Genomic DNA, 24,685 nt, shown 5'->3' with positions numbered 1-24,685 from the left:
CCGGCGGGCGGCCGACCGAGGATCAGTCGCCGGCGGTGGCCAGGTCGGCGACGAGGGCCTCGACGCGTCGACGGATCTCGTCGCGGATGGGCCGTACGGCCTCGAGGGGCTGTCCAGCCGGGTCGTCGAGCTCCCAGTCGAGGTAGCGCTTGCCGGGGTGGAAGGGGCAGGCGTCGCCGCAGCCCATCGTGATGACGACATCGGCCTCGCGGACGGCCTCGTCGGTGAGCAGCTTGGGGCTCGCCGTCGTCAGGTCGATGCCCTCCTCGGCCATGGCCGCGACCGCGACGGGGTTGAGCTGCCCTGCCGGCATGGACCCGGCCGAGAGCACGCGGACCCGGTCGCCGGCGAGCGCCTGGAGGTAGCCGGCGGCCATCTGCGAGCGGCCGGCGTTGTGCACGCAGACGAACAGCACGGTGGGTGCCGTGGGCAGGGGGGTCATCCTTCGTCCTCCGTCGTGGTCGGTGGGCCCGAGGCAGGCCGGGGATGCAGTATGCGTAGGGCGGCGACCGCCAGCAGGCCGCCGATCACCTGGGCGGCGACGAAGGCCGGCGCCGAGGCGGGGGCGATGCCCGCGAAGGAGTCGGTCAGAGTGCGAGCCACGGTGACGGCCGGGTTCGCGAAGCTCGTCGAGCTGGTGGCCCAGTACGCCGCGGCGATCCAGCCGGCGACGACGTAGGCGACCGACCGCTCGCGTCCGGCACGGACCGTTGCGAAGATCAGCACCACGAGCCCGAACGTCGCCACCACCTCCGCCAGGAGGACGCCGCTGCTCGTGGCGCGGGCGTGGGTGGAGACGGTGACCGGCGGCAGGTCGAACATCAGGTTGGCGAGGACGGCCCCCAGGCAGCCACCGATGAGCTGTGCCCCCGCCAGGGCGCACGCCTCGCCTGTCGCCAAAACCCCCGCGAGTCGCTCGACCAGGGTGACGACGGGGTTGAAAGCCGCTGACACGGGCTGCAGCGCGAGGACGAGCGCCACGAGCACGGCCGCGGTGGCGGTGCTGTTCGCCAGCAGCTGCAGCCCCGGCTGGCCCGGCATCAGCCGGGTGGCTGCGATCCCCGAACCGACGACAGTCGCAACCAGCAGGCCGGTTCCCAGGCCTTCGGCAGCGACCCGGCTGGGCAGTGCCGGCGACCGGCCCGACGGGGCCTGGACGTGGGCAGCCGCTCGGGACAAGGCATACGGCACGGGGGAGTCCGCCTGCTCGGGCGCGGGCGTCACGAGGAGACGCCGCCGAGCAGCTGCGCGACATCGGCCAGGGCTGCCGTGCTGACGCGGTAGTAGACCCAGACGCCGCGCTTCTCCCGATGCACCAGACCGGCCTCGTGCAGCAGCTTGAGGTGGTGGCTGATCGTCGGCTGGCTCAGGTCGAAGGCGTCGTTGAGGTCGCAGACGCAGGCCTCACCGTCCTCGTGCGCGGCCACCAGCGACAGCAGCCGCAGCCGGACGGGGTCGGCGAGGGCCTTGAGCACGTGGGCTGCCCGGTCGGCGTCCTCGGCCGACAGCGCTGCCCGGGTGACCGGGGAGCAGCAGGCGACGGGCCGCGACGGCTCGAGCGCTGCGAGAGACTTCGACATGCGTCGATATTGACAGACGTCTATGCCTGGTGCAACGTAAGACATCGATGACAATCGATGTAACCCCACGAAGGAGAACCCATGTCACGCGTCCAGCTCGCCCTCAACGTCTCGGACCTCGAGTCCTCCATCGCCTTCTACTCGGCCCTCTTCGGGGCTGAGCCGGCCAAGGTGCGGCCCGGCTACGCCAACTTCGCCCTCACCACCCCGCCGCTCAAGCTCGTCCTCATCGAGAACGCCGACGCCGGCGGCAGCCTCAACCACCTGGGCGTCGAGGTCGGCGACGTTCAGGCCGTCGACGCCGAGCAGGTCCGCCTCGCCCGGCGCGGGCTGGCCACGACCGACGAGCGCGGCACCACCTGCTGCTACGCCAAGCAGGACAAGTTCTGGGTGCGGGACGCGCCGGACGGTGAACGCTGGGAGGTCTACACCGTCCTCGCCGACAGCACGACCTTCGAGTCGCCGGCCGAGCCCGTCGGAACGGCCGCCTGCTGCACCGCCCCGCAAACCGGGGCAACCGCCGCCGGTTGAGATGCGGTCCGGCGACTGACCGCTTTGCCCGTTGCCCCCTTCGACGCCCGGGGAGGACTCTGGGAGGCGCGGCGGCGCCGCGGGGGCGCCGCCCGGACTCGGAGGAGGTGGGCCGTGTTCGCACGATCCACGACTGTTCTCGGCCAGCCCGCGATGATCGACTCCGGCATCGCGCACGTACGCGACGTGGTGATGCCCCAGGTCAGAGGGATGTCCGGCTGCATCGGCCTGTCCCTGCTGGCAGACCGCTCCAGCGGCCGGTGCATCGTCACCTCGGCATGGGAGTCCGAGGAGGCGATGCGCGCCACGGCCGACGCCGTCACCCCGATCCGCACCCTGGCGGCCGAGCAGTTCGGCGGCGAGGTGACGGTCGACGAGTGGGAAGTCGCGTACGTCCACCGCGCACACCACTCCCACGACGGCGCCTGCGCCCGGGTGACGTGGACCGAGGCCGACCCGACTGCCGTCGACCGCATCGTCGACGCCTTCAAGATGAGCATCATGCCCCGCGTCGAGCAGCTGGACGGCTTCTGCAGCGCAAGCCTGCTCATCGACCGCGAGCGCGGACGCAGCTGCGTCACCGCGACCTACGACTCGCGGGAGGCGATGTCGGCGGCGGCCGACGCGGCCATGGGGCTGCGAGCCGACCTGGTGCAGGAGACGGGTATGCGCGTCGTCGAGGTCGCCGAGTTCGAGCTCGCCCTGGCGCACCTCGACGTGCCCGAGCTGGTCTGAGTGGTCTGAGTGGCCTGAGTGGTCTGAGTGGTCTGAGCCACCTCATGTGAGCCACGAGACGGCGTCGGCTCGCGCTTCGGCCGGCGCCGTCCCGGCGCGCCCGCGGAGGTGTTCTCCCCGTGCAGCATCCCGGCGAGGAGAAATGCGCACACCGCTGGGCCCTTGCCGCGCAGTATTCAATTGTTCATCTGCCCGTGATTCGGAGCCGATGCGTCAGGGTGAATGTCGTCGACCGGAGTCGATTCTCAGGTGTAGAACCTTTCTGCCCGAAACGTCTGGTTCTTTCGGTGTCCGGGCATTTCTTGCGTTCTGGTGGATATGCCAGAACCCTCCCGAGATGGCAGCTGTCTACTTCAGCCGGAAAAGGGTGTCGTCACGAATGGACGACTTTCCTGCGTCACCCGCGTGACCGAGCAGCTGTGTCTGCCCGACCATCTGCTCCATTCCCTTGAGGACCGAGTAGTGGTCGTAGGCGACCGAGGAGACCCCACCGGCAGTGGTGTAGGGCGTGATCACGATCAGGGGCACCGTGAAGGTGGTGTTGTTGCCCTCGTCCCACGTGATGAGGATGGCGGAGCGGCCGGCCTGGTACGTGGGCGAGCTCAACAGGCTCGGCAGGTAGCCCTTGAGCCAGTTGTCACCGTTCTGGATGCGTTGCGAGATCGTGGTGTTCGGGACGAGGTGCATGATGTGCTGCTTGTTGGGGATCACCAGGTTGAACCTGGCGGACAGCACGTCGGCGTTGTTGGCAGGGAAGGGCTTTGCGTACTGCGGGCACAGGGACTTCTGCGTCCGGGTGAAGTACGGGAAGGGCGTGTGCGTCACCGTGAACAGGCCGGCGCCGCCGGTGTAGCAGTTCCCCTGGCTGTCCTCCGCCCACTCCACGGCACTGCCCGGCTGTGGCGTGTCCATCAGCTCGAAGATGCTCTTGGAGGCCTGCGGCCACGAGCTCGGAGGCTTGTTCGCCGTGATCGGCAGCTGATGGGTGCAGACCCCGTTGGTGTCGGCCTTGTCGCAGCCGGTGTAGCCCGACGTGAGCGCGACGTAGTTCGCCAGGCTGGTGGTCGACAGGGACTGGTCGTTGGTGGCGTAGCTGCACGCCTTGGCGATCGAGTTGATGTATGGCGCGTCGGCCGTGTTGCCGATGATCTTCTTCAGCGGCTTGTTCTCGAACATGATCAAGGTGACGTGGTCCCACGTCGTCGGGGCCGTTCCCTGTGCTGTTCCGCCGCAGGGCGCGGTCGACGTCGTGGTGGCCGTCGCCGTTGTCGCAGGCGCGGTGAGAACGGACGCGGCGACCAACGCCGCCGCGGAGAATGGGATCCAGGATCGCATTGGCATCACTTCCGGGTGTCGGCATCAAGCGTGATTTCCGGCGAGGGCCCGCGCATTGTGCGCGGGACACCGTTGTTTGCCAAAGATATGCCGCGCCGTTTCTTTGGGCAGGCGCTTTCGAGAAGTGATCTCCGGAATTCCGCGGAGTGCTGCCTCCAGGGATCAGCCTCTCGGGATCTGTCGCTCGGGAATTACCTATCGGGGTCGACGTCGACCAGCCCCCGGCCGAAGGCGTCGATACGGCCCCACCGGCCCGGGATGTCGAGCAGCTCGATGCGCCCGAACGACTCGGGCACGGCGGGGTCGACGATGAGGTGCTCGCCGACCGCGTCGAGACCGAGCATGGTCCGCAGGAACAGCAGGGGCGCCCCGGTGGACCAGGCCTGCGGGCTGCACGCCGTCGGGTACTGGACCGGGTAGCCGGTGAGCGAGCGCTCGTACCCGCCGAACGCCTCGGGCAGTCGGCCGTCGAAGAACTCGGCAGAGTCGAGGACCCCGGCGGCGACCCGCGCGGCCTCGGCCTTGAAGCCGTAGCGGCGCAGCCCCCACGCGATGAAGGAGTTGTCGAACGGCCAGACGGTGCCCACGTGGTAGCCGATCGGGTTGTAGCGCGCCTGGTCGTCGGCCAGCGTGCGGATGCCCCAGCCGGAGAACAGCCGGGGACCGAGCAGGTGTGCCGCGATGGTCGGGGCCTTGTCCTCGTCGACGATCCCGCTCCACAGCAGGTGGCCGATGTTCGAGGACAGCGCGTCGACGCGCGCACCGTCGGCATCCAGTGCCAGGGCGTAGTAGTCCCCGTCCTCGACCCAGAAGTCGCGGTCGAAGCGGGCCTTGAGGTCGGCGGCCTGCCGCTCGAGCTCGTCGGCGTATGCCGGGTCGTCCCAGAAGCGCCGCGCGAGCCGTGCCGCCCGGACCTTCGCGTCGTACGCGTACCCCTGCAGCTCGCATGTGGCTCGCGGGTACCCGGGGAGCCGGCCGTCCCGGTAGGAGATGGAGTCCCACGAGTCCTTCCAGCACTGGTTCTCCAGGCCGGTCTTCTCGTTGCGTCGCTGGTAGGCGATGTAGCCGTTGCCCTGCAGGTCGGCGTAGGTGTCGATCCAGCGCAGGGCGGCCCGCGCCTCGGGCTCGAACTGGCGCACGAGCTCGCTGTCGCCGGTCCACCGCTCGTACTCGTCCAGCAGCACGAGCCACAGCGGTGTCGAGTCCGCCGAGCCGTAGTACGGCGAGTGCGGGCGCTCCTGGAACGCCGTCAGCTCGCCGTAGCGCATCTCGTGCAGGATGCGGCCGGGGTCCTCGTCGCGGAAGTCGTCGACGCGGCTGCCCTGCCAGTCGCCGAGGACGTGCAGGGTCGTCTGCGCGAGCTCCGGGACGAACGGGAGGGCCTGGAGGCTGGTCAGGATGCTGTCGCGACCGAACATCGTCATGAACCAGGGCAGGCCGGCCGCGGGCAGGCTCTGGGCGCCGGCGATGGCCGGGGAGAAGCGCAGCGCCGCGAGGTCGACGAGGCTGCGCCGGTAGGTCGCGGCGAGCTGTTCGGAGTCCGTGACCAGACGCGGTGCGGCGCCCAGCCATGCCTCGAGCTCGTCGAGGCGCCCGCGCTGCACGCCTGCGCCGCCGGTGTCGGCAGGCAGGATCCGCGGTCCGTCGGGCCGCTCGATCCGCGGCGCCACGAACAGCTCGGTGCTCCAGGACCCGTGGGGGTCCAGGTGCACCGTGAACTCCAGGCCGCCCTCGTCGACCCGCGTGGGAGACGGCGAGGCGGAGATGGTCGTGTCCCGGTGGAAGGTGTCCCGGTCGTAGGAGATGACCAGGCTGCCCTCACCGACGCGCGTGTCGTAGAAGCCCTTCTTGGGGAGGGCGTCCTTGACCTCGAAGAGGTCGGCGAAGTCGGCCGCCACGTCCAGGCGCACCGTGACGTCGGTCGGACCGTTCTGGTGGTTGAGCAGGGTGATGCTCTCCCGGAAGCCGTTCGCGACGGCGCGCTGCCGGATGACGGTGAGGTTCGCGTTGACGTAGACGCTGCCCGTGCCGAGGACGAGGAAGAACCGCGCCTCGAAGTAGTGCAGGTCGTCGGTCGACAGCGCGGTCAACCGTTGGCCGTCCACGGTGAGCACCCAGCGGGAGAGGAAGCGGGTGTCCCAGGCGAAGAGGCCGCCGGGGTCGGTGGCGGACGTCTCGATGTCGCCGGCGCGGTCGCTCACGACGAACGTGTTGCCCTCGAGGATGCGGACCAGACCGTCGGTCATGACGACCGCCCCTCGTCCGCCGGGCCCCCGGGCACGGACGTCGGAGCGACGTTGCCCGAGAACAACCGCTGGGCGAGCACCATCAGCTCGAGGTCTCCCCGGACCGCCAGCGTGCCACGCAGCAGCGAGGCGACCGCGCTCGTCCGGCCCGTGATGAGGTCGTCGAGCTCCGACCCGCTGCACGTGATGGTGGCGTCCGCGTCCGCCTGGTCGGTCGAGACGTGCAGGTCGCCGTGGTCGATGGTCACCAAGCGGGTCACGGACCCGCCGTCGTCCCCGTCGTCGGTGATCTGGAAGCGGAGCTTGGCCGTCACCCGCTCCAGCATCGGTTCGTGGCCGCGGCGGGCCAGCTGGTCGAAGAACTCGGTGCTGTGAGATGCGCTCTGTGACATGGTCGCCGCCTTCCCGCAGCCAGCCTAACCACGGGGTTCGGGCGCCACTCCCGGATTGCGGACGGTCAGTGGTCAGGGCGCTCGCTGAGCTCGTCCCGCCGGCGGGTGAGGTAGGCGATCTCGGCGCGGTTGCCGGCCAGCTCGATGGCCCGGTCGTATGCCGCCCGCGCCTCGTCGCCGCGTCCGAGCCTGCGCAGCAGGTCCGCGCGGGTCGCGTGCAGCGCGTGGTAGCCGGCGAGGGCCTCCTGCAGGCGGCCCACGATCGCGAGCGCGACCTCGGGGCCGTCGAGCTCGGCCACGGCGACCGCGCGGTTGAGGGCGACGATGGGGGAGGGGTCGAGGCGCACGAGCTGGTCGTAGAGGGCGACGACCTGCGACCAGTCGGTGTCGCGCACGTCGGGGGCCGAGGTGTGCACGGCGTTGATGGCGGCGAGGAGCTGGAACCGGCCGGGCGCGACCCCGGACGCCAGCCGTTCGCGTACGAGCTGGTGGCCTTCGGCGATGAGCGTGGCGTCCCAGGCCCTCCGGTCCTGCTCGGCGAGGGTCACGAGCTCGCCGTCGGGCGCGACCCGGGCGTCCCGACGGGCCTCGGTGAGCAGCATCAGCGCCAGGAGGCCGGCGACCTCGCCGTCGTCGGGCAGCAGCGTGCGGGTCAGGCGGGCCAGCCGGATCGCCTCGGCGGTGAGGTCGGGCCGCAGCGGGTCGCTCCCGGGTCCGCTCGCGAGGTAGCCCTCGTTGAAGACGAGGTAGAGGACGGTGAGCACGCCCGAGACGCGTACGGGCAGGTCTGCCGCGGGCGGCACCCGGTAGGGGATGCGGGCGGCCTTGATCTTGGCCTTGGCCCGGGTGATCCGCTGGCCCATCGTCGACTCCTGGACGAGGAAGGCCCGGGCGATCTCCGGGACCGTCAGGCCGCCGACCATCCGGAGCGTCAGGGCCACGCGGGTCTCCATGGCGAGCGCGGGGTGGCAGCAGGTGAAGATCAGCCGCAGCCGGTCGTCGTCGACGGGGCCGACCGGCGCCGGGGCGTCGTTCACGTGCACGGTGAGGGCCTCCTTCTGCTTCTCGTCACGCTTGCTCTCCCGCCGCAGGCGGTCGATGGCCTTCCGGTTGGCGGTGGTCGTCAGCCAGGCCCCGGGGTTGGGCGGTACGCCGTCCGCCGGCCACCGCTCGACGGCCGTCGCGAAGGCCTCGGCCGCCGACTCCTCCGCGACGTCGAGGTCGCCGAAGCGTCGTGCCAGGGAGGCGACGACGCGCGCCCACTCCTCGCGGTGGGCGCGGGCGACCGCCTCGGAGGCCTCGGCCGCCCGGCTGCTGCTCACCGGGGCGGCGGTCCGGCCGGCACGGGCCCGGTCCACGGGACGGTTCACAGGAACGGTCGCACCTCGACCTTGCGGTTGCAGGCCCTCGAGCCCTCGGCGGCGAGGTGCAGCGCCACGTCTCCGTCGGGCGCCTCGACGATCCAGAAACCGGCGAGCCACTCCTTGGCCTCGACGAAGGGGCCGTCGGTGAACACCGGCTCGCCGCCCCGGTTGTCGACGACCGTGGCCGGCGTCGGCGCCCCGAGCCCGCCGGCGAAGACCCACCGGCCCTGCGCCCTCAGCCTGTCGTTGAACGCGTCGGTGTCGGCCTGCTCGGTCGCGGTGGCCGAGCCGGCGCCGTCGTCGATCACGGACAGCAAGTACTGCATGTGCACCATCTCCTTCGCTCTTCACGGCGGCCTCGTGCCGCCGACCCTCACCCTTGCAACGAACGCGCCTGTGCCGATCCGACACCCGTCGTAAGGGTTTGTTCAAGGGAGTACAGGTCTGCTTGCTGGGCGATTTGTCCGGATCTACGGTCGAAGCCCAGTGACGCCGAACTGATAGGCACGCCATGACCCGTTCCCGAAGTCTGTCGATCCTCACCGCCGTCGCCCTCACCTCCGGCGCGGCGCTGGCCGCCCCCGTGGTGGCTCGGGCCAACCCCGTCCCGACGCCTGACCACCCCGTGTCCCACGAGGACAACCCGCGTGTGCCGGAGGGGGCGCTCTGGACCGAGGAGTACTTTCCCTCCTCCGACGGCAGCGGCGTCGAGCTGCACGCCGACGTGCTGCGGCCGGCCGGGCTGCCCGCCGGCGCCAGGACGCCGGTCATCCTCTCGGTCGGCCCGTACTTCGCCCACCGGGGACAGACCGGTGACGACGGCTTCACCGGCACCGGACCGTCCGCGCGGTTCGACGACCTCATCGAGGGCGCGGACCTCATGAAGCGCGGCTACACCGTCGTCATGGTCGACCTGCGCGGCTTCGGTGGCTCGACCGGCTGCCTCGACTGGGTCGGCCCGGGCGAGCAGGCCGACGTCAAGGCGGCCGTCGAGTGGTCGGCCAGCCGGCCCTGGTCCACCGGCAGGGTCGGGCTCTACGGCAAGTCGTACGACGCCTCGACCGGCCTCGTCGGCGCCAACCTGGCCCCTGCCGGGCTCGAGGCCGTCGTGGCGCAGGAGCCGGTGTGGGACATGTACAACTACCTCTTCAGCAACGGCGTCCGCCGGCCGAACTACCTCGGCACGCCCCAGGCGTACAACTCCATCGCCGGCATCCAGGGGATGGCTGACGACTCACCGAAGTACAAGTCCAACGCCGCCTACGAGGTCGCCCACCCGGAGTGCCTCGCGAACAACCTCACCGACACGCAGAACCCCGACCCGAGCTCCGCGTACTGGCGCGCCCGCAACCTCGCGGCGCAGGCCAAGGGCTCGACGGTCCCGCTCTTCGTGACACAGGGCTTCATCGAGCCCAACACCAAGCCGGAGGACATCGAGACCTACCTCCACAACCACGTCGGCGAGGAACGCGGCTGGCTCGGGCAGTGGGAGCACGTGCGCGGCAACGAGACCGGCTCCGACGGCGTGCTGCGCATGGGCCGGGCCGGCTGGTTCGACGAGGTCATGCGCTTCTATGACGAGCACCTCAAGGGGGTGCGTCCCACCGTCCAGGACCCGGCGTTCGCCATCGAGGACAGCACCGGGACGTGGCGCGCCCAGTCGACGTGGCCGGCGGTCCGGCGCGACGTCGAGGTGCGCCTCCAGTCCGGCAGCTACGTCGACGACAAGGGCCGCGCGCCGGCGCCGACGAGCAGCCTCGCACCCGACACCCGGGACACCGGCCGCTGGGACATGGAGCACGCGCCCGACCTGCCGCCCGCCGCCGGCACGGAGCGCGGCTACGGTCCCAGGCCACGCACGACCGACGACGGCAACGCGTACTACACGTGGTCCAAGCCGACCGCCTCCGACGTCCGCGTCACCGGCACCCCGCGGGTCTCGATGAGCACGAGCGGGCAGGGCAACGTCCTCGTCCGCCTGTGGGACGTCGCACCGGACGGCACGGCCGTGATGTTCGACGAGCAGATGTCGCTCGTGCGCGGCGGCCGCCTCGCCTTCGACCTCAAGTCCACCGACTGGGTGCTGAAGCGTGGGCACCAGCTCGTCGTCGGCATCGGCACCGACACGACCCGGTCGTGGGCCGACACGGCCTCCGGGCAGACCATCACGGCACGCGACGCCTCCCTGTGGCTCGACCTGCAGAGCCCGCGCCGCGACGTGCCCACCCAGGGCGACCGGTCGCCCTACCTCGACCGCTACCTCACGGCCTACACCAGTGCGTGGACGGCGCACGCGCCCGGCAGCTTCCCGCTGACCGTGCCGCAGGGCCGCCACTGAGGCGGGCCAGGCTCGGGGCGTCCTGCCACCGCCACCCGGCAGGGCGCCCCGTCGCCGAGCAGCACCACGACGGTCAGCAGGGCACCGCGGAGGCACCCCTCGCGCGAAACGGTGGGCGGGCCGCTGGGTATGCGGCCCACATGGAGCCCATACCCGAGACGCACGAAGCCCTGGAGGAGCTGGAGCGCTACGGCGACCTGGAGCTGCGTGGTGACCTCGCGCGCCTCGTCGAGCGCGCCAAGGAGCAGGTGCCCGGCCTGCGCGGTGTGAGCCTGGGGCTGGTCAGCCAGGGGCTGATGCTCACCTACGTCGCGAGCGACCTGAACGTCGCGGCCCTCGAGGCCGTCAGGTACGCCGACGACGGCCCGATCGCCGATGCCGTGACCCGTGAGGAGCCGGTGCACCTCGACGTCAACACCCTGCTCGACGAGGAGCGGTGGCAGCTCTACGCGCAGGCCACCGCCGTGGCCGGCATCCAGAGCACGCTGTCGCTGCCCTTCCGTCATGGCGGGGTGGTGACGGGGGCGGTCAACCTCTACGGCGAGGCCCCGGACACCTTCACCGGCCGGGTGGACGAGATGGCCCAGCTCTTCGGGGCCTGGGCCCCCGGCGCCGTCGCCAACGCGGACCTGTCGTTCGAGACGCGCCTGGAGGCGGTCAAGAGCCCTGAGCGGCTCAAGGGCCAGGCCTACGTCGACCAGGCGATCGGCCTGCTCGTCAGCGCCCGCGACCTGGACCCCGACGCCGCCGAGAAGAGGCTGGAGTGGGCCGCTGCCAGGGCCGGGGTGTCCGTGTCCGTCCTCGCCAAGGCGATCGTGGACGCGTTCGGCCCCTAGGCGGGCAGCTCGACGCGGCCGGTCACCCGGCCTCGGGAGGCGCTGGTGTCGGCCGGGAGGGCCGGCGGCCGGGCCGCCCGGAAGATGCTCGCGGTGGCCAGAGGATGAGGAGCGCGGCGGCCACGCCGACGTTGACCACGAGGATCCCGATCGCGCCCGACGCGACGAGGCGGTTGAAGCCCACGACGTCGAACGTCGTGACCGCCAGGGTGACCTCTCCCGACCCTGCCGCCGGTGTCGCCGCGACGCGGTAGTCGGTGAGCCCGGCGCCCATCGGCACCTCGAACGAGCCGACCTGCAGCCCCTCGCGGTGGGGGCCCCAGGTGAACGCCTCGCTGCTCGGCGTCACGGCGAGCCGTCCTCCGTCGGGCGCTGTGACCGAGACGTCGCTGACCGCTGCGCCCTCGAGGCTGAAGACGGCATACGTGCCCGGATGCACCGTGGCGCTGAAACCCGATGCCGGCCCCCGCGCCGCCGACTGCAGCGATGCGGTGACCGCCGTGTCCGCCACCCCGAGGAGCAGGAAGGCGACAGCGCCGGCGGCGATGGCGAGCAGGCCGGCGAGGAGGAAGCGCAACCGGGGCCTGCGCGGCGCATCCGCCGACGTGGCGGCGGGCACCACGGGGCGCGTCGTCGTCATGGGTTCACCTCGGTCCCATCCTCGACCCGCCAGACCCGCGAGGGGCAGGGCCGAAAGACCCGGTGGCTCCCGGGTGATTGCCGGGGGCCGCAGGTCTGTCGGTGACAGGGCGGCAGCGGTTCGTTCGTTAGCCTGCAGGAATGACCGACGCCCTCAGGACCGACCCTGCCACCGCGGCGGAGTCGCCCTCGGGCGACCCGCGCGCCGACCGCGTCGCGGCCGCGGTTCGCACGTGGCAGCGCACGCTCGTCGACCTCGGCGGTCGCAACACCCTCCTGTGGTACCGCGACCTGCCCTCGGGCACGCTCGACCTCACCACGGCCCACCCCGGCGGCGTCTCCATGCTGCTCGCGGGCCGGCGCACCCGGCTGTCCGACCTCGTCCGCGAGCCGGCGGCGTTCGCCGAGGCGCGCCGCCGCGCTCGCGCCATCCGCGCCAAGGCGCTCGAGCTGCGGGAGGAGCGCGGCATCGCGGCCGGCTTCGTCGCGATCGGCATGGCGACGTGGTCCGTGCCCCGCGCGGCGCGCCCGCCGGCCGCGCCCGTCCTGCTGAGGTCGTGCGTCCTGCGCCCCACCGGCGCCGCGCAGGAGGACTTCGAGATCGACCTCGGTCCCGACGTCGAGCTCAACCCGGTGCTGCGCGAGTACCTCCGCTCCGAGCAGGGCATCGAGATCGACGCGGACGCCCTGGCCGACCTGTCCACGGCCGGCAACGGGTTCGACCCCTACCCGGTCTATGCGGCGCTGGGGCACGCGTGCGAACGCGTGCCCGAGTTCGAGATCACCCCGCGCCTGGTCCTCGGCACCTTCTCCTACGCCAAGCTCCCCATGGTCGCCGACCTCGGCCTGCAGCGCGACACCCTCGCCGACCACGACGTCGTCGCAGCCCTCGCCGGCGACGAGTCGGCGCTCGCGGCCGTGCGCCTGCGCCTGCCCGACAGCGAGCCGGATCCCGACCCGGAGCACGAGTACCTCGTCCTCGACGCCGACTCCTCCCAGCAGGCGGTCATCGACGCCGTACGCGCGGGCGCCCACCTCGTGGTCAAGGGACCTCCCGGCACGGGCAAGTCGCAGACGATCGTCAACCTCATCGCCGCCCTCGCGGCCGAGGGCAAGTCGACGCTCTTCGTCGCAGAGAAGCGCGCGGCCATCGACGCGGTCCTCAGCCGGCTCGACCGGCTCGGCCTCGGCGATCTCGTGCTCGACGCGTACGACGGCCCGACGAACCGTCGCGCCACAGCGCAGCAGTTCGCCAAGAGCCTGGACGCGGCCGTCGAGAACGACGCCGCCGACCTCGACCGGACCACGTCGACGCTGCGCGAGCGGCGCAGCCGCCTGCAGGACCACGTCCGCGCCCTCCACGAGGTCCGCGAGCCGTGGGGCGTCTCGGCGCACGAGGCGCAGGAGGCGCTCGTCGAGCTGGGCACGCGTACGCCTCCACCCACCTCGCACGTACGCCTGCCCAGCCGCGAGCTCGCGGGGATCAGCCGCGCCCGGGCGGTCGAGCTGGGCCGACGGCTGCGCGACGCCGCGGGGCTCGGCGCGTGGACGCGCGAGGGCGACGACCCGTGGTTCGGCGCCCGCATCCTCAGCACCGACGAGGCGTCGAAGGCCCTCGACATCACGACGCGCCACAGCACGAGCGGACTCGACGACGTCGCACGGCGGCTCAACGGCATCCTCTCCGAATCTCATGTGCCCGAGGCGAACTCGCTCGAGGACTGGAAGTCCGCCTTCGACACGATGCTCAAGGTGCGCGAGACGCTCGAGGTCTTCCGGCCCGAGGTCTTCGACATCCCGCTCAAGGAGCACATCGCAGCCACCGCCACCCGCGACTGGCGGGACGCGCGCGGCGTCGACATGGGGTGGGTCGCGCGGTGGCGCATCCGCCAGCAGACCAAGCGGCTGCTGCGGCCGGGGCGGCCGCCGGCCGACCTCCACGAGGAGCTCGAGTCGGCCAACGAGCAGCGCGAGCACTGGTTCCAGCTCGTCGGCGGTGGCGGCCGTCCCGAGATCTCACCGCGGCTCGACGAGGGGCTCGCGCTCCTCGGTGACCTGACCGCGGACCTCGAGTGGCTCGACGAACGACTTGCCCCCGGCCCGGACGGGCAGACCCTCACCTCCCTGCCGCTGCGCGACCTCCGCGACCGGCTCGCCGAGCTCGCGAGCCGGCCCGACCGCATCGCGGTCCTGCCGCAGGTGACAGCCGCCCTCGACGAGCTACGCGCGGCAGGCCTGGGTGCCGTCGTCGACGACCTCGCCCGGCGTGGTGTCCCCACCGACCAGGTCACGGCCGAGGTCGAGCACGTGTGGTGGGCCTCGCTGGCCCAGGAGATCACGGTGCGCGACCCGGCCTATGGCGCCCACGACGGGGCGGGACTGCGACGCGACGCCGCCGAGTTCGCCGACGCTGACCGGGCTCACCAGGCCGCCACCGTGGACCGGGTGCGCGGCGCGGTCGCGCGCAACGTCCGCGAGGTGCTCGCCGACAACCCGATCCACGAGGCCCTCGTGCGCGCCGAGGCGGGCAAGGCCCGGCGCCACCGGTCACTGCGCGACCTCATGCCCCAAGCGGGGACGACGCTCACGGCGATCAAGCCCTGCTGGGCGATGAGCCCGCTCGTCGTCGCGTCCACGCTGCCGCCGGGCCGCTGGTTCGACGTCGTCATCTTCGACGAGGCCTCGCAGGTCCAGCCGGCCCAGGCGATCTCGGCGATCTCGCGCGCCCGCCAGGTGGTCGTGGCCGGCGACGAGCGGCAGCTGCCGCCGACGAACTTCTTCACCGTGGTGTCCGACGACGAGACCGACACCGTGGCACCCGAGGACGAGGCCCTGACCGAGGGGTTCGAGTCGGTCCTCGACGTGCTCGCGGCGGCGCTGCCCACCCGCAACCTCAGCTGGCACTACCGCAGCCGCGACGAGCGCCTCATCGCCTTCGCCAACCAGGCGATGTACGACGGCCGGCTCACCACCTTCCCGGGCACCTCCATCGACTCGGCCGTCACCTTCGAGCCGGTCGAGGGGGTGGCCGAGGTGCAGCCCGGCGTCGACGCGATCGAGACGACCGACGGTGAGGTCGCCCGCGTGGTGCAGCTCGTCCTCGAGCACGCCCGCACCCGGCCCTCGGAGTCGCTCGGTGTCATCGCCCTCGGGATCAGGCACGCCGACCGGCTCGAGGACGCGATCACCGAGGCGCTGCGCACCAACCCCGACGTCGCCGGCTTCTTCGACGACTCCCGCGACGAGCGCTTCTTCGTCAAGAACCTCGAGCGCGTCCAGGGCGACGAGCGTGACGCCGTCATCCTCTCGATCGGCTACGGCAAGACGCCGCACGGTCGGGTCCTGCACCGCTTCGGCCCGCTCAACACCGAGGGAGGCGAGCGACGGCTCAACGTGGCGATCACCCGAGCCCGCACACGGATGACCGTCGTGTCGGCGCTGCGGGCGACCGACCTCGACCCCGACCGGCTCAAGGCCCGCGGCGCCCTCATGCTGCGCGACTTCCTGGCGTACGCCGAGAGCCGCGGCAACGCCGGCGACGAGGACACCCTCTTCGCCTCGGCGACGCTGACCCACGACCCGCTGCGCCACGACCTCGCCGAGCGGCTGCGCCGCCAGGGGCTCACCGTCCACGAGGACTACGGCACCGCGAACCACCGCATCGACATCGCCGTCGAGGACCCCTACCACCGCGGGCGCGCCCTGATCGCGGTGGAGACCGACGGCGAGCGGTATGCCGCCCTGCGCAGCACGCGTGACCGTGACCGCCTGCGCCCGGAGCAGCTGGCGCGGCTCGGGTGGGTCCACGAGCGGGTCTGGAGCACCGACGTGTTCCGCGACCCGGCCCGCGAGATCGCACGCATCGTGACGCTCGCCCGCGACTTCTCGCCTGCCGCAGCCGCGTCGGAGCCCGCTCCGGACGACGGCAGCGACGCCCCGGCAGGCCAGTCCTCCGGGCCGGAGGGAGCGGACCCGGGCGAGAGCGGGTCGGACGGTGGAGAGGACGGCATCCCCGTCGCCGGGGACGGCGAGCGCCCCGAGAGCCCCGACGACGTCTCGGCTGACGGGGCGGCGGACCCGACGCCGGCCCCGAGGCGCAAGCGTCGACGCGTGTTCCGCAAGGGAACCGGCGCAGCGGCCGCTGCGGGCGGCGAGCCGGACTCCGGTGAACCGGCGACGGCGCTCCGGCGCAGCAGCGACGAGCTCGACCTCGGCTGGGGCGAGCGCCCGTCCGGCTCGGGTGTCGGGGACCAGTGGCTCGAGGAGCAGCGGCCGCCCCACTACGAGTGAGGCCTCCGCCCTCCTGGTGCGCTGGGACGGGGAGATGGGACCCCAATGGTCGAGTGCCCACTTCCCTGCGCGGGAGGCGCGGGCCGTGGGCCCGAGGGCCGGGACGTCGAGGGGGCGGCTCCCTGTGGAATGCCGGCACCGATGACGGCGTTGTGGGGCGCATGAACACGACGACACCGTTCTCGCTGCGCCTCTCCTGGGCCCAGGGCCTGTTCGAGCGAGGTGACCACCTGGGGGCCGCCACCGCCCTGGCCGAGCTCGTCGACGAGGCGGAGTCCGCACGTCTCGCACCGGCCGACAGCGAGGCGGTGCTGCACTCCGTCACGGAGCTGCGGCTGCTGCTGGCCCGCGCCTACTTCCAGTCCGCCCAGCTCGGGCGGGCGGAGGCCACGCTGCGGCGGGTCGTCGAGGACTCGCCGACAGACTCTTACGCCCACCTGCTCCTGGGGCGCACCCTCCAGCGTGCGGGACGGCACGCGGAGGCGGCCCGTCCGCTGGCCCTCGCCGAGGTCCTCGGCGGCTACGCCAAGCCGCAGGCCTACGGATCCGCCCGCGCGGAGACCACGCCGACGGCCTGATCTCTGCCCGCGTCGACCGAGCACTCTGCGGCACCGCGCGTCCGCAGAGTGCGTGCAGCAAACGGCGACTCGACGTACGAAAGTGCCCACACGTTGACGCGAAGTGCCCACTCGACTGGGGAAGTCGAGTGGGCACTTCGCTGCGGGTTACGCAGCACGCACGGTTCGCCGGGTCAGCGGACGCGCAGGGTGTCGCGGATCTCGGTGAGCAGCATGACCTCCTCCGAGGGAGCCTCGGGCTCCGGCTCGACACCCCGCTTGCGCCGGGCGGCGATGGCGTTCATCGGCACCACGACGAAGAAGTACACCGCGGCTGCCACGAGCAGGAAGGTGATCAGCGCAGTGATGAAAGCGCCGACCGCCACGCCGCCGGGCTTGTACGACGAGAAGTCGGTCTGGTCGCCGAATTTGCCGATGAGGTCCATGATCACCTTCACGAACGCGTTGACGACGGCCGTGAACGCAGTGCCGATGACGACGGCGACGGCGAGGTCGACGACGTTGCCTCGCATCAGGAAGTCCTTGAAACCCTTGAGCATGAAGCGTCCCTTTCTGTGCCCCGGAGGGGAGTTCTGTGCCGGGGTGCACGAGCCTTAGTCGACCTGCCCCGTGGATCCAGCGTCATTGCGCTGCAGTGCGGCCTCCGAGTGACTCGGCGCTTCGGCCAGAGACCCGCGCTCGGGACACTCGGGACGTTTCGGAGCCTACTGCGTCTGACCGGTCTCTCGGCGGAGGGCGACGACGAGGCTCTGGCCTGCCTGCAGCGCGCTGAGGGCCCGCGCGACCTCGCCGGCCTGGCCGGGGTCCAGCGCCAGCACCACCTGGGCGGGCGCAGCTGCGCCGAGACCCTCCGAGTCGTGCGCGTCGTGGACTGCGAGCACCACGACATCGGTGGCGGCGCGGGCTCCGGTGCCCGTGGCGTAGAGGTCGACGTGGTGGCCGGGTCGGACGCCGACGGTGGCGGCGTCGAGCACCGGCACGCTCAACGCCACCCGGTCGTCGGGCTGGCCCGCGAGGAGGTCGTCCCCGACGAGCCTGGCCGAAGTCAGCACCTCGTTGGCCGCCAGTGGACCGGCGGCGACGCGCCCCACTGCCGCTCCGGCCGACGACAGGGCGGCAGCCGGGCGCTGCGCTCCAGGACGCGTCGCGAGCACGAGGTCGTCGGCGGCCAGTCGCTCGCCGGCTGCGACGTCGTGGGCCAGGACGAGGGTCGGCACGCCTGCGCCCCCGGCCGGCGCCGGCCGCAGGGCGCTGACCGTCACCACCACGGCGATGGCGGCGAGCGCCGCTGCCGCCCACCGGCGCCACCGGGCGCGTCGCGCCTGCCGGCGGCGCGGCCCGTCGGGCCAGCTGGCGGCGCGACCGCGGGGCCTGAGCCAGCGTGAAGAGGCCGGTGACCCGGCCATCAGGGCAGCGGGAAGGGCAGCTCGATGCCGTCGAGGCTGCGCCGGCACGGACACGTTGCGGTCTCGTCGGGCTCGTGCGCCGGCATCTGCCCGATCGCGTCGTGCAGGATCGCGCTCAGGTGCTCGACGTTGGTCGCGAAGACCCTCAGGACCTCCTCGTGGCTGACCGCGTCGCCGCCCTCCACCCCGGCGTCGTGGTCGGTCACCATCGCGATGGTCGTGAAGCACATCGCCAGCTCGCGGGCCAGGGCCGCCTCGGGCATCGTCGTCATGCCGACGATGCCGAACCCCGCCTGCTGGTGCATGAGCGACTCCGCGCGCGAGGAGAAGCGCGGCCCGTTGACGACCACGAGCGTGCCGTCCGCGACGACGGGAAGCGGAGAGAGCCGGGCGGCGTCGATCGCGACCTGCCGGCCGTTGGGGCAGTAGGGGTCGGCGAACCCGACGTGGACGACCGGACCCTCGTCCTCGTAGATCGTGTGGGCCCGCCCCCACGTGCGGTCCACGACCTGGTCGGGAACGACGATCGTGCCGGGCCCGTGCTCCGGCCTGAGCGAACCGACGGCACCGGGGGAGAGGACCTGACGCACGCCCACGGCCCGCAGCGCCCAGAGGTTGGCGCGGTAGTTCACCCGGTGCGGGGCGAAGCGGTGGCCCTTGCCGTGGCGGGCCACGAACGCGACGGAGCGCCCCTCGACCTCACCGATGACGAGGGGGTCGCTCGGCGGCCCGAAGGGCGTCTGGACCTCGACCGTCTCGTGGTCGTCGAGGAACTCGTAGAGGCCGGAGCCGCCGATCACGCCGATCTCGGCCCGCGGGCCCGTGTCGAGCGGTCGGGTGGGGGTGGAGGCGGACGGGGTCGTCTGCGCAGTCGTCATGGGGCGAGCCTAGGGGCGGGCACCAGGCCGGCCCCACGGCATACGTCGGCGGGTGGGGACAACGTCCCCGGGGCTCAGGAGGCTGTGGACGAGCCGCCGGACGACGAGGCCGTCGAGGACGACGCCGACGAGCCGGACGTCGAGGATCCGGACGTCGACGAGCCCGACGTCGACGAGCCGGAGGAGTCCGACGAGGAGGTCGAGGAGCCGTCCTTCTTCGCCGCGCCGTCGGCCGACGACTCGGTCGCAGGCTTGGACGCCGCCTTGGACGCGGCACGCGAGTCGGTCTTGTAGAAGCCGGAGCCCTTGAACGCGATGCCCACGGGGTGGATCACCTTGCGCAGCCGCGGCTCACCGCACTCCGGGCACACCGTCAGGGCGTCGTCGCTGAACGACTGGCGGATGTCGAAGGCGTGACCGCAGTTCTGGCACGCGTAGGAGTAGGTGGGCACAGGCAGAACCTCTGGTGCTCGATGAGGGAAGAAGGGCCGAGGGTCAGTCTACGGCCAGCCGGCGAGGCGCCCGCCGCGGCTGATGTCGCGGATGCGCCGCTCCGTGCGCTGCTTGACCCGTGAGGTCGTGACCACGAGCAGTTTGTCGCCGTGGCGGATCGTCGTGTGCGGCTCGGGCACGAAGCCCTCGCCGCCTCTGACCACGAGCGTCACGTTGGCGCCCTTGGGCAGGCGCAGCTCGAAGACCGCGACCCCGTGCAGCCGGGACTCGGCCCCCACGGTCACCTGGATGACGTCGGCGCTGATCTCCATCAGCGAGGTCGACTCGAGGTCGACGTCGACGGAGTGGACCTGCTCGGTGAGCCCGAGCCGCTTGGCCACCCACGGCAACGTCGGCGCCTGGACGATGGTGAAGATGACCACGAGCATGAAGACGAGGTCGAAGATCCACTCGGTGTTCGGTGTGCCGACCACGAGGGGCACCGTCGCGAGCACGACCGGGACGGCCCCGCGCAGGCCCGCCCACGACAGGAAGACCTGGTCGCGCCAGGGCACCCGGAACCACGCCATCGAGGCCAGCACGGACAGCGGCCGCGCGACGAGCAGCAGCACGAGGCCGATGACGATGGCCGGCACGAGCTGCTCGTCGAGGCGTCGCGGGTCTGCGAGCAGCCCGAGCAGCACGAACAGCCCGATCTGGGCGATCCAGCCCATCGCCGTGGCGAAGCTCTGGAAGGCCACCCGGTTGGGCAGGCCCATGTTGCCCAGCACGAGGGCGCAGAGGTAGGTGGCGAGGAAGCCGGAGACGTGGACGGCGGCGCCCACGGCATACGCGAGGACGGTGAGGGAGACGACGCCGATCGAGAAGAGGGCCGAGGACGCGCCCGCGACCCGGTGCAGCACCTGGCCGCCGAGCCAGCCGACCCCGACGCCGACGACGGCGCCCCCGACGAGCTCGAGGGCCGCGTGCAGGAGCAGCAGCCACCACGGGTCGGCGCTGCCGCCCGGAACGCCCTGGGCGGCGAAGGCGACGACGAGGATCACCACGGGCGCGTCGTTGAAGCCGGACTCGGCCTCGAGCATCCCCGAGAGCCGCTTGGGCAGCGGCACGTTGCGCAGCACCGCGAACACGGCTGCGGCGTCGGTGGAGGTGACGATGGCGCCCATGAGCAGCGAGATCGTCCACGACAGCGAGAGGAGGGCATGGGCGGCCACGGCGACGACGAGCACCGACACGACGACGCCGAGCGTCGAGAGCACGGCGGCCGGGGCGACCGAGTCCTTGATGTTGGCCCACGACGTCGTCAGGCCGCCCTCGGACAGGATGAGCACGAGCGCGGCGTAGCCGAGCACCCGGGTGATGGAGGCGTCGTCGAACTGGATGCCCGCGCCGGCGTTGCCGAGGGCCAGTCCGATGCCGAGGTAGATGAGCAGCGACGGCAGGCCCGACCGGACCGAGAGGCGCACGGCGGCCACCGCCACGAGCAGGACGAGCGAGCCGATCAGGAGCACACGCGTCAGGTCGTCGAGGTCCATGGTCGACGACGTGATGGCCGGGTGTGCGGTCAAGGGCTGCTCCTCGGGTGTGCGCCAATCCAACCATCCCGGCACACGCCCGCGGCCACCGGTTCAGCCGCGCCCCGGGCGCGTGTCGACGTCCGGCCGGCCTTGCCCACGGTTCGGCAACGATTGCTGCACCACCCCGCGGGGCGTGGTCGGCGCCCTCGGCCCGGGGCCTAGGCTCGTCGCGTGTCACGGTTGAAGCGCGCCCGTCGGATCGTCCTGCTCGTCGCCGTCCTCGTCGTGATGGCGGTGGTCGCCGTCGGGATCCTGGCCATCGGTGTGGTGCGCCAGTCGTTCCCGGACACCACGGGCAAGCTGTCGATCGAGGGCCTGACGAGCTCGGTCTCGGTCAGCCGCGACGCCCGCGGCATTCCGACGATCTACGCCGACAACGCCCGGGACCTCTTCCAGGCGCAGGGCTTCGTCAGCGCCCAGGACCGCTTCTTCGAGATGGACCTGCGCCGCCACGTGACGGCCGGCCGGCTCTCCGAGATGGTCGGCAGCGCGGGCCTCGAGAGCGACAAGGTGATCCGCGCGATGGGCTGGCGCCACGTCGCCGAGCAGGAGCTGCCCAAGCTCGCTCCCGAGACACGGCAGTACCTCCAGGCGTACGCCGACGGTGTCAACGCGTACATCAAGCGGACCGAGTCGCCCGAGAAGATGTCGCTCGAGTACACCGTGCTCGCGCGCCGCAACCCGGGCTACCGCGTCGAGCCGTGGTCGCCGGTCGACTCCCTGGCCTGGCTCAAGGCGATGGCCTGGGACCTGCGCGGCGACTACAACGACGAGCTGGCCCGCGCCCGCCTGTCGCGCACGACGCGCTCGCTCAAGCAGATCAACCTGCTCTACCCGCCGTATCCGGTGGACCGCAACCAGCCGATCCTGTCGGAGCAGGACTGGCAGCCCGTGGCGGGCGCCGCCGACCAGGCGGCGAGCGCCCAGCCCGCGGCCCTGACGGCGATGCGCTCCACCGACGGCAACGCCGCCATCGACTCCGCCCTCGCGGCGGTCAATGCGGTGCCCACGAGCCTCGGCCGCGGCGACGGGGTCGGCTCGAACTCGTGGGTCGTCGCGGGCTCCCACACGACGACGGGCAAGCCGCTGCTGGCCAACGACCCGCACCTGGGGCTGTCGATCCCCGGGATCTGGACCCAGGTCAACCTCCAGTGCCGCACGGTCAGCCCCGCCTGCCCCTTCCGGGTGTCCGGCTTCACCTTCTCGGGCCTGCCCGGCGTCGTCATCGGCCACAACGACAAGATCGCCTGGGGCATGACGAACCTGGGCCCGGACGTCACCGACTTCTACCTCGAGCAGGTCTCGGGTGAGAAGTACCTCCGGGACGGGCGCAACGTCCCGCTCACGACCCGTGCGGAGGTCATCAAGGTGGCCGGCGGGTCCGACGTGCCGCTGAACGTCCGCTCGACGGTGCACGGCCCGATCCTGTCCGACGTCGTGCCCTCGATCGACGAGGCGGGCGACCGCAGCGTCGTGCGAGGGGCCCCGCAGTCCAACCGGTATGCCGTGTCGCTGGCCTGGACGGCGCTGACCCCGGGCACGACGGCCGACGCCGTCTTCGCGCTCAACCGCGCGTCGAACTGGAGCGAGTTCCGCAAGGCGGCCGCCCTCTTCTCCGTCCCCTCGCAGAACCTCGTCTACGCCGACACCGCAGGCCACATCGGCTACCAGTCGCCCGGCCGCATCCCGGTGCGGCGCTCGGCGACCCCGGGCGCGCCTCCCGGTTTCTGGCCCTCGCCGGGCTGGGACTCGCAGTGGGACTGGAAGGGCTACGTCCCCTTCGACGAGCTGCCCAACACCTTCGACCCGCCGGAGGGCTTCCTCGTCACGGCCAACCAGGCGGTCACGGCGAGCCCGACGCCGTTCCTCACCTCCGAGTGGGACTACGGCTTCCGCGCCCAGCGCATCCGCACGCTTCTCGCCGCGACCCCGAAGGTGTCGCCCGAGACGATGGCCCAGATCCAGGGCGACACGCGCAACACGTACGCTCCGGCGCTCGTCGAGCGGCTGCTGGCCGTGCAGGTCGACGACTTCACGGCGCAGGCCCAGCGCCTGCTGCGCGACTGGGACGGCAACCAGCCGGGCGACAAGTCCCGCGAATCGGCGGCCGCGGCGTACTACAACGCCGTGTGGAAGCACCTGCTCGAGTACACCTTCGACGAGCTCCCGCCCGACATCGCCCCCGACGGCGGCTCCCGCTGGATGGTGGTCATGGACCAGCTGCTGAAGGACCCCAAGAACGACTGGTGGGACGACAAGACCACGCCCGGCGTCACGGAGGGCTCGGGCGAGATCCTCAAGCGCGCCCTCGTCGAGGCACGTCTCGACCTCGCGCGCGAGCTCGGCAAGGTTCCGGCGACGTGGCGGTGGGGCCGGCTCCACGAGCTCGAGCTCAAGCACCAGGTGATGGGCGGCGACGGGGTCCCGCGCGTCGTCCAGGGCCTGTTCAACCGCGGCCCGTTCGAGCTCGGCGGCGGCAACGCCATCGTCAACGCCAACTCGTGGAACGCCTCGCAGCCCGGCTACGGCGTCACCACCGGACCGTCGATGCGGATGATCGTCGACCTCGGCAACCTCGACGCCTCCCGGTGGGTCAACGCCACCGGGCAGTCGGGGCACGCCTACGACGACCACTACGCCGACCAGGTGGACGCCTGGGCCGCCAACGAGACGTTCCCGTGGCCCTTCAGCGAGAACGCGGTGCGCGAGGCCGGCAACGACGAGCTGACGCTCGAGCCGCCCTCGCCGGCCGCAGGACCCTGACCCTGACCGTGGCCGTGGCCGTGGCCGTGGCCGTGGCCGTGGCCGTGGCCGTGGCCGTGGCCGTGGCCGTGGGCCCGCCCGACAGCCGGGGGCGTATGCCGTGTGCCTCCGTCGTCAGCGCAGCCTGACCACGCGCCCGGTGGTCGTCACGTAGCCGTCGACGGGGACGTCGTGCGGGTCGGCCGGCAGGTCCTCGGTGCTCTGCTCGCCCTCGTGGAGCAGGGTGACGACGGGCGTGCCGGGCTCGCGGTGGCGCAGGGCCCGGTCGTAGCAGCCGCCGCCCTGGCCGAGACGGGTGCCGTGGGCGTCGACGGACAGGCCGGGTGTGACGACGAGGTCGCAGCCGGCCAGGGCATCGACACCGAGCCAGCCCTCCCGCTCGTCGGGCCGGAAGGTGCGGCCGCCCCGACCCGGTCGGCGCACGGTGGACTCGTCGGCGCCGGCGCCCGGGACGGCATACCTCCACTCGAGCGAGAAGTCGTCGAGGACGACGGGCACGATGACCTCGTGCCCGGCGGCGAGGAGCGCCGCGACGAGGCACCCGGTCGGCGGTTCGTCGGGTAGCGACTCGTAGACGGCGACGCGGCCCGGGTCGGGCACGAAGCGCAGGACCGCCTCGGCGACGGCCCGGGCCGCGGCGTCGCGTGCACCGGCATCCATCCGGGCGGCGATCTCGCGCCGGCGCGCTCGTGCGACGTGACGCAGGTCATGCTTGCGGCCGGCGTTCATGGCTGACCAGGTTTG

General features: G+C 72.1%; 22 protein-coding genes. 7 read left to right on the top strand and 15 right to left on the bottom strand.

All coding sequences use genetic code 11. The features are described from left to right. Positions 1-22: 22 nt before the first annotated feature. The 3 genes from ABD241_RS20095 to ABD241_RS20085 are packed head-to-tail and all read right to left on the bottom strand — an operon-like array spanning position 23 to position 1,580. On the bottom strand, positions 23-442 hold the full coding sequence (locus tag ABD241_RS20095; RefSeq protein WP_344067135.1) for an arsenate reductase ArsC: 420 nt from the start codon (positions 440-442) through the stop codon (positions 23-25). After that, a complete protein-coding gene (locus ABD241_RS20090; protein ID WP_344067132.1) occupies positions 439-1,224 on the bottom strand; it encodes an aquaporin in 786 nt (261 codons plus the stop codon). Before ABD241_RS20090 ends, ABD241_RS20095 begins: the two co-directional genes overlap by 4 nt. Further along, positions 1,221-1,580 (bottom strand): metalloregulator ArsR/SmtB family transcription factor, encoded by a 360-nt coding sequence (locus tag ABD241_RS20085; protein WP_344067129.1) that lies wholly within the window; start codon positions 1,578-1,580, stop codon positions 1,221-1,223. The genes ABD241_RS20090 and ABD241_RS20085 overlap by 4 nt, the downstream gene beginning before the upstream one ends. 81 nt (positions 1,581-1,661) lie before the next feature. On the opposite strand from ABD241_RS20085, the gene ABD241_RS20080 reads away from it, so the two are divergent. Together ABD241_RS20080 and ABD241_RS20075 are read left to right on the top strand one after the other, a co-directional pair. Beyond that, a complete protein-coding gene (locus tag ABD241_RS20080) occupies positions 1,662-2,111 on the top strand; it encodes an ArsI/CadI family heavy metal resistance metalloenzyme (RefSeq protein WP_344067126.1) in 450 nt (149 codons plus the stop codon). A gap of 114 nt (positions 2,112-2,225) precedes the next feature. Next, positions 2,226-2,846, top strand: a complete 621-nt coding sequence (locus ABD241_RS20075) for an antibiotic biosynthesis monooxygenase (RefSeq protein WP_344067123.1) — start codon at positions 2,226-2,228, stop codon at positions 2,844-2,846. 348 nt (positions 2,847-3,194) lie between these two features. On the opposite strand, the gene ABD241_RS20070 is transcribed toward ABD241_RS20075, so the two are convergent. The 5 genes from ABD241_RS20070 to ABD241_RS20050 form a co-directional block, all read right to left on the bottom strand. Next, positions 3,195-4,022 (bottom strand): alkaline phosphatase family protein, encoded by an 828-nt coding sequence (locus tag ABD241_RS20070; protein ID WP_344067120.1) that lies wholly within the window; start codon positions 4,020-4,022, stop codon positions 3,195-3,197. A gap of 350 nt (positions 4,023-4,372) precedes the next feature. Then, positions 4,373-6,427 (bottom strand): amylo-alpha-1,6-glucosidase, encoded by a 2,055-nt coding sequence (locus tag ABD241_RS20065; protein ID WP_344067117.1) that lies wholly within the window; start codon positions 6,425-6,427, stop codon positions 4,373-4,375. After that, positions 6,424-6,819: an SCP2 sterol-binding domain-containing protein gene (locus ABD241_RS20060; protein ID WP_344067114.1), complete on the bottom strand. Its 396-nt coding sequence runs from the start codon at positions 6,817-6,819 to the stop codon at positions 6,424-6,426. Before ABD241_RS20060 ends, ABD241_RS20065 begins: the two co-directional genes overlap by 4 nt. Before the next feature lie 65 nt (positions 6,820-6,884). Beyond that, positions 6,885-8,141 (bottom strand): RNA polymerase sigma factor, encoded by a 1,257-nt coding sequence (locus tag ABD241_RS20055; protein ID WP_344067375.1) that lies wholly within the window; start codon positions 8,139-8,141, stop codon positions 6,885-6,887. A gap of 44 nt (positions 8,142-8,185) precedes the next feature. After that, a complete protein-coding gene (locus ABD241_RS20050; protein WP_344067111.1) occupies positions 8,186-8,509 on the bottom strand; it encodes a YciI family protein in 324 nt (107 codons plus the stop codon). A 185-nt stretch (positions 8,510-8,694) separates the two neighbouring features. Here ABD241_RS20050 and ABD241_RS20045 point away from each other — a divergent pair, with 185 nt between their 5' ends. Together ABD241_RS20045 and ABD241_RS20040 are read left to right on the top strand one after the other, a co-directional pair. After that, positions 8,695-10,521 (top strand): CocE/NonD family hydrolase, encoded by a 1,827-nt coding sequence (locus ABD241_RS20045; protein ID WP_344067108.1) that lies wholly within the window; start codon positions 8,695-8,697, stop codon positions 10,519-10,521. Positions 10,522-10,661: 140 nt separating this feature from the next. Beyond that, positions 10,662-11,357 (top strand): GAF and ANTAR domain-containing protein, encoded by a 696-nt coding sequence (locus ABD241_RS20040; RefSeq protein ID WP_344067105.1) that lies wholly within the window; start codon positions 10,662-10,664, stop codon positions 11,355-11,357. Positions 11,358-11,379: 22 nt separating this feature from the next. On the opposite strand, the gene ABD241_RS20035 is transcribed toward ABD241_RS20040, so the two are convergent. After that, positions 11,380-11,997: a hypothetical protein gene (locus ABD241_RS20035; protein WP_344067102.1), complete on the bottom strand. Its 618-nt coding sequence runs from the start codon at positions 11,995-11,997 to the stop codon at positions 11,380-11,382. A 140-nt stretch (positions 11,998-12,137) separates the two neighbouring features. On the opposite strand from ABD241_RS20035, the gene ABD241_RS20030 reads away from it, so the two are divergent. Both ABD241_RS20030 and ABD241_RS20025 read left to right on the top strand, forming a co-directional pair. Continuing rightward, entirely contained in the window at positions 12,138-16,286 is a 4,149-nt protein-coding gene (locus ABD241_RS20030) for an AAA domain-containing protein (protein ID WP_344067099.1), read from the top strand. Between the two features lie 161 nt (positions 16,287-16,447). Continuing rightward, positions 16,448-16,864, top strand: coding sequence for a tetratricopeptide repeat protein (locus tag ABD241_RS20025; protein WP_344067096.1), 417 nt, complete (start codon positions 16,448-16,450; stop codon positions 16,862-16,864). A gap of 173 nt (positions 16,865-17,037) precedes the next feature. Here the strand turns inward: ABD241_RS20025 and mscL are convergent, their stop codons facing one another. The 5 genes from mscL to ABD241_RS20000 form a co-directional block, all read right to left on the bottom strand. Continuing rightward, on the bottom strand, positions 17,038-17,403 hold the full coding sequence (gene mscL / locus ABD241_RS20020; protein ID WP_344067093.1) for a large conductance mechanosensitive channel protein MscL: 366 nt from the start codon (positions 17,401-17,403) through the stop codon (positions 17,038-17,040). A 165-nt stretch (positions 17,404-17,568) separates the two neighbouring features. After that, complete coding sequence (locus ABD241_RS20015; protein WP_344067090.1) at positions 17,569-18,270, bottom strand: SAF domain-containing protein; 702 nt, start codon at positions 18,268-18,270, stop codon at positions 17,569-17,571. Beyond that, entirely contained in the window at positions 18,270-19,148 is an 879-nt protein-coding gene (locus tag ABD241_RS20010; RefSeq protein ID WP_344067087.1) for an S-methyl-5'-thioadenosine phosphorylase, read from the bottom strand. Before ABD241_RS20010 ends, ABD241_RS20015 begins: the two co-directional genes overlap by 1 nt. Before the next feature lie 74 nt (positions 19,149-19,222). After that, positions 19,223-19,600 carry an FmdB family zinc ribbon protein gene (locus ABD241_RS20005; protein ID WP_344067084.1) on the bottom strand — a complete coding sequence of 126 codons (378 nt, stop codon included), beginning with the start codon at positions 19,598-19,600 and terminating at the stop codon, positions 19,223-19,225. Between the two features lie 48 nt (positions 19,601-19,648). After that, a complete protein-coding gene (locus ABD241_RS20000) occupies positions 19,649-21,169 on the bottom strand; it encodes a potassium/proton antiporter (protein WP_344067081.1) in 1,521 nt (506 codons plus the stop codon). Between the two features lie 180 nt (positions 21,170-21,349). Between ABD241_RS20000 and ABD241_RS19995 the strand changes: the two genes are divergently transcribed. Then, positions 21,350-23,941 (top strand): penicillin acylase family protein, encoded by a 2,592-nt coding sequence (locus ABD241_RS19995; protein ID WP_344067078.1) that lies wholly within the window; start codon positions 21,350-21,352, stop codon positions 23,939-23,941. A gap of 114 nt (positions 23,942-24,055) precedes the next feature. Here ABD241_RS19995 and ABD241_RS19990 read toward each other — a convergent pair whose 3' ends face one another. Then, complete coding sequence (locus tag ABD241_RS19990) at positions 24,056-24,670, bottom strand: 5-formyltetrahydrofolate cyclo-ligase (RefSeq protein WP_344067075.1); 615 nt, start codon at positions 24,668-24,670, stop codon at positions 24,056-24,058. Between the last annotated feature and the right edge of the window lie 15 nt (positions 24,671-24,685).

This window comes from Terrabacter lapilli (assembly GCF_039531305.1).
Classification (GTDB): domain Bacteria; phylum Actinomycetota; class Actinomycetes; order Actinomycetales; family Dermatophilaceae; genus Terrabacter; species Terrabacter lapilli.
The sequence above is the reverse complement of the archived record's forward strand: the minus strand, read 5'-3'. Positions and strand labels throughout refer to the sequence as shown.

Excerpts from the sequence above, each read along its gene's own strand:
- ABD241_RS20040 (WP_344067105.1), top strand. The coding sequence starts at position 10,662 with ATGGAGCCCATACCCGAGACGCACGAAGCCCTGGAGGAGCTGGAGCGC.
- ABD241_RS20015 (WP_344067090.1), bottom strand. The coding sequence starts at position 18,270 with ATGGCCGGGTCACCGGCCTCTTCACGCTGGCTCAGGCCCCGCGGTCGC.
- ABD241_RS20080 (WP_344067126.1), top strand. The coding sequence starts at position 1,662 with ATGTCACGCGTCCAGCTCGCCCTCAACGTCTCGGACCTCGAGTCCTCC.
- ABD241_RS20035 (WP_344067102.1), bottom strand. The coding sequence starts at position 11,997 with ATGACGACGACGCGCCCCGTGGTGCCCGCCGCCACGTCGGCGGATGCG.
- ABD241_RS20010 (WP_344067087.1), bottom strand. The coding sequence starts at position 19,148 with ATGACGACTGCGCAGACGACCCCGTCCGCCTCCACCCCCACCCGACCG.
- ABD241_RS20060 (WP_344067114.1), bottom strand. The coding sequence starts at position 6,819 with ATGTCACAGAGCGCATCTCACAGCACCGAGTTCTTCGACCAGCTGGCC.
- ABD241_RS20050 (WP_344067111.1), bottom strand. The coding sequence starts at position 8,509 with ATGCAGTACTTGCTGTCCGTGATCGACGACGGCGCCGGCTCGGCCACC.
- ABD241_RS20085 (WP_344067129.1), bottom strand. The coding sequence starts at position 1,580 with ATGTCGAAGTCTCTCGCAGCGCTCGAGCCGTCGCGGCCCGTCGCCTGC.
- ABD241_RS20095 (WP_344067135.1), bottom strand. The coding sequence starts at position 442 with ATGACCCCCCTGCCCACGGCACCCACCGTGCTGTTCGTCTGCGTGCAC.
- ABD241_RS20065 (WP_344067117.1), bottom strand. The coding sequence starts at position 6,427 with ATGACCGACGGTCTGGTCCGCATCCTCGAGGGCAACACGTTCGTCGTG.
- mscL (WP_344067093.1), bottom strand. The coding sequence starts at position 17,403 with ATGCTCAAGGGTTTCAAGGACTTCCTGATGCGAGGCAACGTCGTCGAC.
- ABD241_RS19990 (WP_344067075.1), bottom strand. The coding sequence starts at position 24,670 with ATGAACGCCGGCCGCAAGCATGACCTGCGTCACGTCGCACGAGCGCGC.
- ABD241_RS20030 (WP_344067099.1), top strand. The coding sequence starts at position 12,138 with ATGACCGACGCCCTCAGGACCGACCCTGCCACCGCGGCGGAGTCGCCC.
- ABD241_RS20025 (WP_344067096.1), top strand. The coding sequence starts at position 16,448 with ATGAACACGACGACACCGTTCTCGCTGCGCCTCTCCTGGGCCCAGGGC.
- ABD241_RS20070 (WP_344067120.1), bottom strand. The coding sequence starts at position 4,022 with ATGTTCGAGAACAAGCCGCTGAAGAAGATCATCGGCAACACGGCCGAC.
- ABD241_RS20045 (WP_344067108.1), top strand. The coding sequence starts at position 8,695 with ATGACCCGTTCCCGAAGTCTGTCGATCCTCACCGCCGTCGCCCTCACC.